The organism is Ferrimicrobium sp., from assembly GCF_027319265.1.
Taxonomy (GTDB): Bacteria; Actinomycetota; Acidimicrobiia; order Acidimicrobiales; family Acidimicrobiaceae; genus Ferrimicrobium.
Map to the genome: position 1 here is coordinate 89,423 of NZ_DAHVNP010000076.1, position 10,817 is coordinate 100,239.

At 56.5% G+C, this 10,817-nt stretch carries 11 protein-coding genes and 1 tRNA gene; 9 read left to right on the plus strand and 3 right to left on the minus strand.

The annotated features are described in order from the left end of the window. The first annotated feature begins 47 nt into the window (after nucleotides 1-47). From M7439_RS12150 to M7439_RS12160, 3 genes are all read left to right on the plus strand, one after another. Nucleotides 48-1,406 carry a trehalose-6-phosphate synthase gene (locus M7439_RS12150; RefSeq protein ID WP_298342454.1) on the plus strand — a complete coding sequence of 453 codons (1,359 nt, stop codon included), beginning with the start codon at nucleotides 48-50 and terminating at the stop codon, nucleotides 1,404-1,406. Then, entirely contained in the window at nucleotides 1,393-2,124 is a 732-nt protein-coding gene (otsB, locus tag M7439_RS12155) for a trehalose-phosphatase (protein WP_298342456.1), read from the plus strand. The genes M7439_RS12150 and otsB overlap by 14 nt, the downstream gene beginning before the upstream one ends. A gap of 82 nt (nucleotides 2,125-2,206) precedes the next feature. Continuing rightward, nucleotides 2,207-2,695, plus strand: coding sequence for a TetR/AcrR family transcriptional regulator (locus tag M7439_RS12160; protein ID WP_298342458.1), 489 nt, complete (start codon nucleotides 2,207-2,209; stop codon nucleotides 2,693-2,695). Here the strand turns inward: M7439_RS12160 and M7439_RS12165 are convergent. Then, on the minus strand, nucleotides 2,692-3,225 hold the full coding sequence (locus M7439_RS12165) for a hypothetical protein (protein ID WP_298342460.1): 534 nt from the start codon (nucleotides 3,223-3,225) through the stop codon (nucleotides 2,692-2,694). The genes M7439_RS12160 and M7439_RS12165 overlap by 4 nt on opposite strands. A gap of 52 nt (nucleotides 3,226-3,277) precedes the next feature. On the opposite strand from M7439_RS12165, the gene moaA reads away from it, so the two are divergent. From moaA to rpiA, 5 genes are all read left to right on the plus strand, one after another. Next, nucleotides 3,278-4,285: a GTP 3',8-cyclase MoaA gene (gene moaA, locus M7439_RS12170; RefSeq protein ID WP_298342462.1), complete on the plus strand. Its 1,008-nt coding sequence runs from the start codon at nucleotides 3,278-3,280 to the stop codon at nucleotides 4,283-4,285. Between the two features lie 47 nt (nucleotides 4,286-4,332). Next, nucleotides 4,333-4,818: a cyclic pyranopterin monophosphate synthase MoaC gene (gene moaC / locus M7439_RS12175; protein WP_298342464.1), complete on the plus strand. Its 486-nt coding sequence runs from the start codon at nucleotides 4,333-4,335 to the stop codon at nucleotides 4,816-4,818. Between the two features lie 4 nt (nucleotides 4,819-4,822). Beyond that, nucleotides 4,823-5,284 (plus strand): hypothetical protein, encoded by a 462-nt coding sequence (locus tag M7439_RS12180; protein WP_298342466.1) that lies wholly within the window; start codon nucleotides 4,823-4,825, stop codon nucleotides 5,282-5,284. Nucleotides 5,285-5,307: 23 nt separating this feature from the next. Further along, nucleotides 5,308-5,380: transfer RNA gene (locus tag M7439_RS12185), tRNA-Ala, on the plus strand. Nucleotides 5,381-6,357: 977 nt separating this feature from the next. Further along, a complete protein-coding gene (gene rpiA, locus M7439_RS12190; protein ID WP_298442578.1) occupies nucleotides 6,358-7,023 on the plus strand; it encodes a ribose 5-phosphate isomerase A in 666 nt (221 codons plus the stop codon). Nucleotides 7,024-7,047: 24 nt separating this feature from the next. On the opposite strand, the gene M7439_RS12195 is transcribed toward rpiA, so the two are convergent. Continuing rightward, a complete protein-coding gene (locus M7439_RS12195; RefSeq protein WP_298342470.1) occupies nucleotides 7,048-7,935 on the minus strand; it encodes a fructose bisphosphate aldolase in 888 nt (295 codons plus the stop codon). A 577-nt stretch (nucleotides 7,936-8,512) separates the two neighbouring features. Between M7439_RS12195 and M7439_RS12200 the strand changes: the two genes are divergently transcribed. Further along, the gene (locus tag M7439_RS12200; protein ID WP_366525251.1) at nucleotides 8,513-9,958 is read left to right on the plus strand and encodes an NADP-dependent isocitrate dehydrogenase; all 1,446 of its coding nucleotides are present in this window, start codon (nucleotides 8,513-8,515) and stop codon (nucleotides 9,956-9,958) included. A gap of 42 nt (nucleotides 9,959-10,000) precedes the next feature. On the opposite strand, the gene M7439_RS12205 is transcribed toward M7439_RS12200, so the two are convergent. Beyond that, nucleotides 10,001-10,687: a DUF1614 domain-containing protein gene (locus M7439_RS12205; RefSeq protein ID WP_298342475.1), complete on the minus strand. Its 687-nt coding sequence runs from the start codon at nucleotides 10,685-10,687 to the stop codon at nucleotides 10,001-10,003. Between the last annotated feature and the right edge of the window lie 130 nt (nucleotides 10,688-10,817).

Here is a 10,817-nt window from a genome sequence, read left to right on the forward strand (position 1 = left end):
GCACCCCGCCTTACCACTTGACACTACACTAAAACGCGACACCCATTATGCAGCAAAAGTCACGATATCTTTTTGTCACCAATAGAGGACCGATGCAGGTCGGTGCCGACGGCCATACCCTTATCCGCTCGGGAGGTGGACTCGCGAGTGGCTTGCTTGGACTGATGGACCAACCGGGGCACGACGAAATTCGATGGTTGTTTCCTATCTCCTCCGAAGCTGAAGTAATCGCGGCGCGCGAGCATCGATATGAGGCCATCCAGCCAGGTTTCTGCCCTGCTCCCGTCGACGAGCAAGACCACAGGGTCGCCTATCAAGTGATCGCCAACGAATACTTTTGGTATCTTTTCCATGGGCTCTTTGACCTCAGCTTCGAGCCAATCTTTGACCAGGCCTTTTTTGACGCCTACGATCAGTATCGTCGTTTCAATGACCAGATGGCCAACGCAGTATCGAAACTTGATCTGACCGCTACCACAATCATTATTAACGATTATCACCTGATGCTGATGCCCCAACTCTTACGCGATCGCGGATTCAGTGGTTCGATCGTTCTGTTCTTTCATACTCCAATCTGCACGGCGGCAGAATCCGAACTCATCCCGTCAATCATCCGCGACGAACTGCTCCGTAACTTCGCTGCCGCTAACGTGATCGGTCTCCATGCTCATCATTGGGAGCAATTTTTTATCGATTCCTTCGGCCACCGCGGGTTCCGGCTGCCCCCAACGGTAGTGGCTCCCCTCCCGGCCGACACGCTTGGCATGGTGAACTCACTCTCCGACGAAGGGGTCGCCTATGAGCGTGATCGGCTCGAACCGCTTGCCATGGGGCTCCCCACAATCCTGAGAGTCGACCGAATTGAACCGTCGAAAAACCTCCTACGGGGCGTCTACGCCATCGACAGCATGCTGCGCCAGAACCCGAAGACACGCGGCAATTTCCGAGCCCTCCTCTTTGCCTACCCATCGCGAAGCACCATTCCCAAGTATCGCCGTTTGACCGTTGAACTCGAGACGCTCGTCAAAGAGGTCAATGAACGCTGGTTTCATCAAGGCTGGAACCCCATTTACCTCGACCTCTCCGACCATCCCGCCAGAAGCCTTGCAAGTTACCAGCTTTTTGATACCCTCTTGGTCAACCCGCTGCGCGACGGCCTCAATCTCGTCGTCTTTGAAGCCGCTCTCGTCGCCAAGCCGACTGCACAAATTGTGCTCTCTACCGAAGCTGGCGCCGCCGAGCACGTTGGCCAATGGCTTGAACTCATCAACCCGCTCGACATCGCTGGCACGGCGGGAGCACTCGACCGAGCGCTCGAGGGTGGCGATCTTGACCCTGTCCGATCATGGACCAACCAGAATACGTGGACAAGGTGGTTGGAGACCATCAACCGTGCTCTTCGCTGAGTTTCGCCAGGTCTATCTCCAGCACCCCACGACTGCCCTGCTTGTCTTCGACTTCGATGGAACGCTTGCTCCCATCGTGTCAACGCCTGGCCAAGCCCGCCTTGATGTCCAGCTGCGTCAACCTCTAGAGAGGCTGAGCAACCAAACAAACGTTATCATCATCTCCGGTCGTCCAACTGACTATCTTGAGGAGCAATTCGCTGGTATTGGGATCCATCTCATCGGCAACTACGGCCGTCCAGAAACGCTGGAACCAACGGACCAAACGCTGCTCGAAGCGCTCGTTAGACGTGCTCGCCAAGAGTTGCCCACCGCCATTTTGGTGGAGGAAAAGCCGAGTTCGCTCGCGCTGCATTATCGTCGCGCTCCCGATCGAGCATCTGAGGTCCTGGCCTGGAGTCGTCGACAAGAGCGTGAGTACGACGTCGCCCTCGACTTTGGAAAATCTGTGGTGGAAGTGAGCGTCGGTGATCGCTCCGACAAAGGAACGGTACTGCGTCGACTAGCTGGAGGCCATTCCGCTGTGTTGTACGCGGGTGACGATGTAGGTGATATCCCGGCCATGAAGGCACTCCAAGAGTTCGACATGCCGACGTGTGGACTTGCCATCGCCTCCGAACAGTCTCCAACTGAGCTATCTGTCCTCGCCGACGAGAGTATCTCCCGATCGCAATTTGTCCATTATCTCGTCTCGTTGACCTCTGTTCCCACTACCTGAGGATCACGCGCACGCGCGAGAAAGTTTAGAATCGACAAATCGCTCCGATACCTTCTTGCAACTTGCAAAGGTGGATCAGATCATGGGAAATGTTCAAGAAACCTGGCGCGAACGCAGAGAGCAGATCCTGCGAGCAGCTATGGATGTTCTCGTCAACGACGGAGCTAGCAGCCTAACGATTCGTAGTGTCGCAAAAGCCGCTGGTGTGGACCCTGCGTTGATCTATCACTACTTTAGCTCGAAGGCGGATCTGCTCCAGGAGGTGACCTATATACCGTTGGAGGTAGAGGCCGAACTGGCAGATCCCTCTCGTGATCTGATGTGGAAGCTCTCCATCTTTGACCGACCATCGGCGGCACTATGGATCACGGCACTCATGATCTGTATGGTCGACGCTAGGGAGCGAGGCGCTGAGCAGTTTGGCCACCTTCTCGATCTCTTGCTCCCCAACGGCGATCGAGCCAAACGAACGATGGTGGTGGGCTTGCTCTTCGAACGACATCTTCTGCACTCAGCGGCGTGCGAGGATGCGGCCCTGAGACGCTATACAGATCTTGTAGAAGCGGTCTAAGGTGCTGAAACGGTCGTAGGCAGCTCCCATGGATAGTCACTATCACGAAACTGTTCCTCCAGCGGCAGCGGAACCCGAAGAGGTCGTAGTTGTGACGTCAGTGCGCGCAACGACCCATCTTGTGGTCTGCGTAGCAAGATCTCCACAGGCGCCCCAAAAGTTACCCAACTTGGGGTCTGGTCAACAACGAGCACGCTTGGCATACGCAGGCTTTCGCGCACAAACCAGCGAAGACCCGTTGCCTCGAGACGATAGAGATCGATTGGGAGCACGATAACTGTTCCGGAGTGCCCAAGTGCCCCTGCTCGTGCTGCCTCGTGGAGCGCGAAAGCTGGCCCGAGGCCTGCATCGAGATACGCATCCCCGTGTGTCCACGTACCGCCCACTTCAATCACCCGAGGACCAACCGCTTGCCTGACCAACAGTGAGAGCCAGATCGCCTGTGTCGCGCAATCACGATATAAGCCAGCCTTATCCTTCCCCATCCGACGCGAGCGTCCGCCAGTCAGAAGACATACCAGCGGGGTCATGTACCCAACCTAAAGGTTTCACCATTGCCCACTGTCACTACGCTACTAGAGTATGGATCCTCGGAAGCACTTGATAGATAGCTACGGTCGTGAGATTCGAGACCTTCGCATCTCCATCACTGACCGGTGCAATTTCCGCTGCACCTATTGTTTACCGGCGGAGGGAATCGAGTGGCTTCCGCGCAGTGAACTGCTGACCTTCGAGGAGATCACGGCGATCAGTCGAATTTTCGTAGAGCGCTTCTATATCGACTCCATCAGGCTCACCGGTGGGGAACCAACGGTTCGAGCACAGTTGCCACGTCTTGTTGCAATGCTCGCCTCATTAACCACCCACGAAGGGAGCAAGGTCAACCTCTCTATGACGACCAATGGAGTGACACTCCCGTTGATCGCTGAACCGTTGCGTGATGCCGGTCTTGACCGCATCAATATCTCCCTCGACACCCTTCGAGCGGATCGCTTTCTCCAAATCACCAAACGTCCCCAATTTGAACGAGTACTCGAAGGCATCGAAGCCGCACAGTCTGCGGGCTTTCACCCGCTGAAGCTCAATGTGGTCGCGATGAAGGGCATCAATGACGACGAGATCGTTGATTTTGCCGCCTTTGGCCGCGAACATGACCTACAAGTACGGTTTATTGAATTTATGCCACTCGACGGGGCAAATGCCTGGGAACGGGCGGACGTGCTTACCGCCGACGAGATTCTTGCCCAGATCGCGAGCGTCTACCCTGTCGATCCGATCGAGCGGACCCATGCTCCCGCTACGACCTACCGGTACAGAGATGGTAAGGGATCATTCGGAATCATTCCTTCCGTCACGAAACCATTTTGCGGCGACTGTGACCGTGTGCGCTTGAGCGCTGAGGGAAAGATTCGAACCTGCCTCTTCGCCCTCGATGAGCACGACCTCCGCGGCCTTGTCCGAGACAATGCCACCCCGGAACAACTCACCACCGAGATCGAGGCAATCATCGCCACAAAGTGGGCCGGACACTCCATTGGCCGGGTGAACTTCATCCGACCACGAAAATCCATGAGTCAAATCGGCGGGTAATCAAAAAACTGCCGCCACGCGGTGAGAGAGTCACCTAAAGTGTAGGGATGGCAGATCGAGAGTTCACCCACCTCGACCCACTGGGTCGGGCAAGAATGGTTGATGTCACCCCCAAAGAGCCAACACACCGGCGCGCACTTGCGCGCTGTAAGGTTTTTATGAAGCCAGAGACCACAGCGCTGGTGGCAAACAACGCCGTCAACAAAGGCGATGTGCTCGGAGCTGCGCGAATCGCCGGCATCCAGGCATCGAAACGTACGCCAGATCTCATACCGCTATGTCATCCTCTTTTGATTGGATCGGTCTACATTAACTTCACCCTGGGGGACACCTTCGTTGAAGTCGAGGCCCAGGTTGAGACGGTGGATCGAACTGGTGTAGAGATGGAGGCTCTCACTGCAGCATCGATTGCCGCCTTGACGATCTACGATATGTGCAAGTCATACGATCGGTCGATGGTCATCGGTGAACTCGCACTGTGGGAGAAAACCGGAGGGAAGTCAGGTAGTTGGCGACGCGAAGAGGGGAAATGAGCGTATGCAGGCTGGAGTAGTGGCGATTCTCATCGTCGGTTGGTCCTTGGTGCTAATGCAACCTTTCTTCAGCGCTCGAAGGCGCAAAGACTACCTCCGATCTATTGTGACCTTTCGCCAACAGCTGTGGGCGCTTGAGACCGGCATCCAGAGTCGGCCGCTTGTTCAGCAAAGAAGCACAGATCGTCCGACACGCCCCTCGACGGCTGCTTCAGTACCGCCGTATCGTCGAAGGCAGAGAACGCTTGCTTCTCTTGGTGGTTCACTGCTTATTGGGCTTTTGTTGATCGTCGTCGCAGCGCCGATCGGGTTGCTGCTCACCACCATCAGCCTGGTTTCAATAGCGGTTTTCCTCACCCTTGCGAGAGCAAGCCACAATGCGACTCGTGCTCGTCCGACCTATGCCACGTCACGACAGGGCTTGGCGAGTTCTCGTGGCACCACATCAGAGCGAGCGATCGCCTGAGAACCGGATAGACTGGTGCACGCGGGGGTGTAGCTCAGCTGGTAGAGCGCTACGTTCGCAATGTAGAGGCCGAGGGTTCGAGTCCCTTCACCTCCACTCGTCGTGTCCGACCGAAATACTACGAGTAGCCCGCCTGCCTATCATCCTTTAGGCAAGATACGAACCTGCCGCCTAGTTGCGGGCCACCGTCCTCGACCATGCATGATTGTTCGCGTCGCCATTCGCCTCTGCCCAACAGCAACCATCCCATCATGCTCACGCAGGTGAGCCCAGCACCCGCCTTTATCGTCGTGGGGTCGGCTCCGACTCAACGACGCGGCGGCCAACGTCGCTCATCTGCCATGAAGACTCTTGTTGGGCAAATCTTGTCACCCGTCGCCGCACAATTCGCGACGTCGCCAGCATCGCCCTCGCGAGGCCGTGGGCCAGATCGTTCTGCTCACAATAACTCACCCGCTATCGGACGTGTAGTTGGGCTGCTCCGCACACGGCTCGCAAGCGGTCAGGTCTTCGTAGAAATCATTCCTGGCGATACTCAGTTGCACGGAGAACGTGCAGCTGGAGTGCCTATGGTCTCCCAATGGAGGTGCCGCTGAGTCAGCGCACCTCGCACATGCTTGATGAGCTCTATCACGACCGACGAGGAGGCCATTCCCGTTCGATAGTGCACCCCGTCGCCAACTCACTTGCCCGAAAGCAATCCCGTCATTGAATCCATCTGCGACCTATCCGCACCTTCTATGCGTCCAGGGCATGCTCGCCCATCAAGTGATCTCTACACGCAAGCATCTAGAAGCGCCCGGTGCTGTAAGACGGGGGACCAGGCGATGGGAGACAAACCACGCGACCATTATCGCCGCCGACCAAGGTCGCCCATGCATGGCCATCGACTCATTGGATCACTGCTCGCTGGGAAAAGTGAACAGCCACGATGCTCTGTATTCCTACGGGGTGCACGGAGAAAGGGTTACTCTAGTACAGGCCAAACGATGGAAACTTCACATCAGCTAGGTGCATGATAGAATCGTGCCTAGGTCATGTTGAGCGATGGAAGTGATCTTCTTGGGAGGCCAATGGTGCGTACAAGCAATCAGGTAGACCGAGAAAAGCAGCTTGCAGCTGAGGCCGCTGCAGATCTTGTCGAAGACGGTATGACCGTTGGTCTTGGGACGGGTTCAACCGTCGCTTTTCTCTTGCCGGCACTCGCACGCCGCCATCGCAACATCCGCTGCGTTGCGACCTCCCCTCATACCGCCGATCTCGCGCAACAGCTCGGCATCGATGTGGCACCATTCACAGAGCTCGCCATCCTCGATCTAGCAATCGACGGCACCGATCAAATCACCCCAGATGGCTGGCTTGTCAAAGGAGGAGGAGCCGCCCACACTCGCGAAAAACTCGTTGCCATCACCGCCAATCGCTTTATCGTGATCGCTGATTCGACGAAACCGGTTGCTGTGCTCAAAGGCCCGATCCCGATCGAGCTGCTCGCCTTTGGTCTTGGCTCGACTCTTCGCCGTTTGGGCGACGTCACCCTCAGAGCGGTGCCATCTAGCCCTGATGGCGGCATCATCGCCGATTACCATGGACCACTGGTGAATCCAAGAGAGACAGCTGCTCGACTTTCTGGCACCCCTGGCCTCATCGAACACGGTCTCTTTCCCCCAGAGATGGTGACTACAGCGATCATCGGACGAGGAGACCAAGTCGAGGTGATCGATTACCGAGGCGGCAAGTGACCATCACGAGACACAAGGAACTTTTTAGCTAATCGAGGCAGTGTAAATCTGTTCAATCGCGCTCTTGAGTTCCGCAGTAAACGCCTCGTCACTCATGTCGACGTGGAGGCCCTCGGTAAGTGCTCGTGAGAAACTCGCGATCATCTTATGGTTGTGGACGAGTCGTTCGATCGCCTGTTGGCGGGTGTACCCTCCAGAGAGCGCCACGACGCGCACCACCTTAGGATGCTCTATCAGTGAGGCATAGTAATCATCACGCTCGGGTAGCGTAAGCTTGAGCATGACCAACTGATCATCATCTAACGCATCAAGTCCCTTCAGAAGAGCGTCTCGAAGCAGGCTCTCGGCCACTTGCTTGTCCGGGCTAGTGATATCGATCTCGGGCTCAAGAATAGGGATGAGGCCCTTGGCAAGAATGCTCGTGGCGATCTCGAACTGCTGATCCACCACCGCCTGTACGCCAACAGGATCCCCCAACTGGATAAACGACCGCATTTTTGTCCCGAAGACTCCCTTTGTGATCGCCTTGTCCAACAGGGCATTCAAGCCGGGCATCGGGTTCATACAGCGAGCCCCATTGGCCTCAGGTGCCAGACCCTTATCGACCTTCACGAAGGGAACCACCTGCTTGTGGTCCCACAGGTAGGTCGCGGCATCGACCCCTGCAAACTGTCGATCGAGCGTGTCCTCAAAGAGGATAGCTCCGAGGATATGATCACCGCCGAAACTCGGATTGGTGACGATTCTCGTCCGCATGGCGTGCATCAGCGATAGCATCTGTTCATCCGAATCGTAGGACTCGCGAGGAATGCCATAGAGCTCGAGGGCGCCAGGCGTACTTCCACCACTTTGATCGAGCGCGGCTATAAAGCCAGCGCCATGGGTCATCTGTTCAAGCTGTTCCGTGTTCATACCTGTCTCCGATCTGATGAGATTCGTCAAGCTTGGATCCTCCCGCTAAGGCTAACACGGACCCAATTCAATCGATCCGCCCTCCCGTAATCGATACCTTCACTGCGTCAGCACGACTATCACAAGACACCTGGAATGAGCGCACTCACCGACCTCACCTCTGGCGTGAGCCCACGTTACGGCACCCCAAGGGGGGTGACAACTGTGGGTGCGAGACGTTAGGGAGGATCAGCCTGAGTGGTTTCGGACACTACGATCCATACATATCTGACAGTGCATTCGTTCCAGCACCGCCCAGGCTGATCTAGGGACATGTGCGGTCGGGCATCGCAATTGACCACCCATGGTTCGCGGCAAGATCCATCTTGGCCCCAGGATCTGGGTCCGCACCCGTCTGGGATGCTCCTCAGCCACCTCGCGCGAGCCAGTCATCAGGCATCGAGATGCTCCCATTTGGTGGCCCATGACACTGTCGTCTACAATCTGTTTGTCGCGACAATGACCGCTCTCTCTTGAGATACCCGAATAGACCGGTCTTGGCGATGGATCAACGAGTTGGCGAGGAGCGGACGTGACCATTGAAAGTAGAAGACGCATCACTGTGGCTCAAGGGGACGGGATCGGCCCAGAGATCATGGAGGCGACCCTGCGGATTCTCGCCGAGGCGGGGGCGGATCTCGAGATCGAACGGATCAAGGTTGGAGCACAGGTCTTTGACCAAGGGATTACGTCTGGGATCGAACCAAAGGCATGGGATTCGCTGCGGCGCACCAAGGTTCTCCTAAAGGCGCCGATCACGACTCCACAAGGTGGTGGATTCAAAAGCGTCAACGTCACCATTCGCAAAACTTTTGGCCTCTACGCCAACATTCGACCCTGCATCTCCTACTCTCCTTTTATACCCACCCAACATCCGGGAATGGATCTCGTCATCGTCCGTGAAAATGAAGAGGACCTCTATGGCGGCATCGAGCATCGTCAGACCCAAGATGTGTTTCAAACCCTCAAACTCATCACTCGACCCGGCAGCGAACGCATTATTCGCTATGCCTTCGAATACGCGCGCCGTTACCATCGCCACAAGGTGACAAGCTTCACCAAAGACAACATCATGAAGCTCTCTGACGGCACCTTCCACAAGATCTTCGACGAGGTGGCGGCCGAGTATCCGGAGATAGAGGCCGAGCACTGGATCATCGATATTGGCACGGCGAAACTTGCCACCGCACCCGAGCAGTTCGATGTCCTCGTCCTGCCAAACCTCTACGGCGACATTTTATCTGACGTAGCCGCCGAGATCACCGGCTCCGTCGGGCTGGCCGGTAGCGCCAATATCGGCGATGAGATCGCCATGTTCGAGGCTATTCATGGCTCGGCACCCCCACTAGCTGGCCAAAACATCGCCAACCCCTCTGGTCTTCTAATGGGCGCCGTGCTGATGCTGGTACATCTGGGGCTCGGGTCAATCGCGACTCGGGTCCATAACGCATGGCTCTGCACGATCGAAGACGGCATTCACACCCCTGACATCTATACCGATGGGGTATCGGCAAAGAAGGTGGGCACCGATGCCTTCGCAGATGCCGTCATCGAGCGACTGGGCCAGACGCCGGAGCGACTCCCCGCCGCTCACTACCCAGCATCAGAGGAGCCGATCATCGTCAAGCTCAAGGAACGTCCAATAGAGATCAAGACGCTTGAGGGAATCGATATTTTTCTGGAGTATCGGGGTGACGTGAACCAGCTTGGACAGCAGATCGAAGCGCACCTCAACCCGAACCTCACGTTGGTCATGATCAGCAATCGTGGACAAAAAGTCTATCCAAATGGAGCTGCTGAGACGTTTTGCGTCGATCACTGGCGCTGTCGGTTCCAGGCTCGTGTGCCTGGAGCTACCATCACGACAGCGGATCTGATCGACCAGCTGAATCGACTCGACACAGCAGGGCTCCCGTTCATCAAGACGGAGGGGCTCTACGCCTTTAACGGCGTACCAGGGTATTCCCTGAGCCAAGGGCAATAGACACACAGGGTGTCGGCTAGGAGGTCAGTGCTAGCGCACCCATTAGATCGAAGCCAAGAGCACCGCCAGGAGCCCCGTCAAGAAGATCCCATCAAAGGTCCCCGCGCCGCCTATGGAGACGATGGATGCGCCAAGCGTCCTCGTCTTGCTGAGATTCGAGAGGTCAGCGCCGATAAGAACACCCATCACACCGATGATGTAGGCCAGTGCGGCGAGGTAGTGAATCGTTAGCAACGAGGCCAGGATGACCGCCATTAGGGCTGGCAGGAGGATCGGGACCGCGATACCTACGCCACGGATAGGACGAGCAACGAATCGGACCACGACTGCTGCAATAACGACCCCGATGAGCGCCAGCAGCTCGAGATGGTCGTGCACGGCTAAGTAGATCGAAAGGACCGTTGGGATAACCGCGCCACCTACATTGACCGCAATCGAGGTCTCGCTTGGGCGGGGCGGAGTCGGGATGACATAGCGGATACCGAGGAAACTGATCGAACGCTCCACCGGTTCCTCGATCGGGTTTTGAAGTCTCGCCACCGGAATATTGATAAAACTCCCGAGAATCGTCGCGACAAGAATGAGCAGCAGCCAACCGGGCGCGATGCCAATCCGCTGATACGCAAATCTGAGAAGATCGAGACCAAGGAGTGCGACTAGCACAACGAAGAGCAGAGCGAGGGCAAGATAGAACGGCCACGCCAAGGCCCAGTAGACGGATCGACGCATAACTTACAGTCCTTCCTCCCCCCCAACCTAACACCGTTAGCGCGCACACGCCCAGCATCGGCATCAAGTCTTCGAGATTTTGTGCCGAAACACTACGGCAGACAGGCCCACCACAACCTCAAAGAACAAG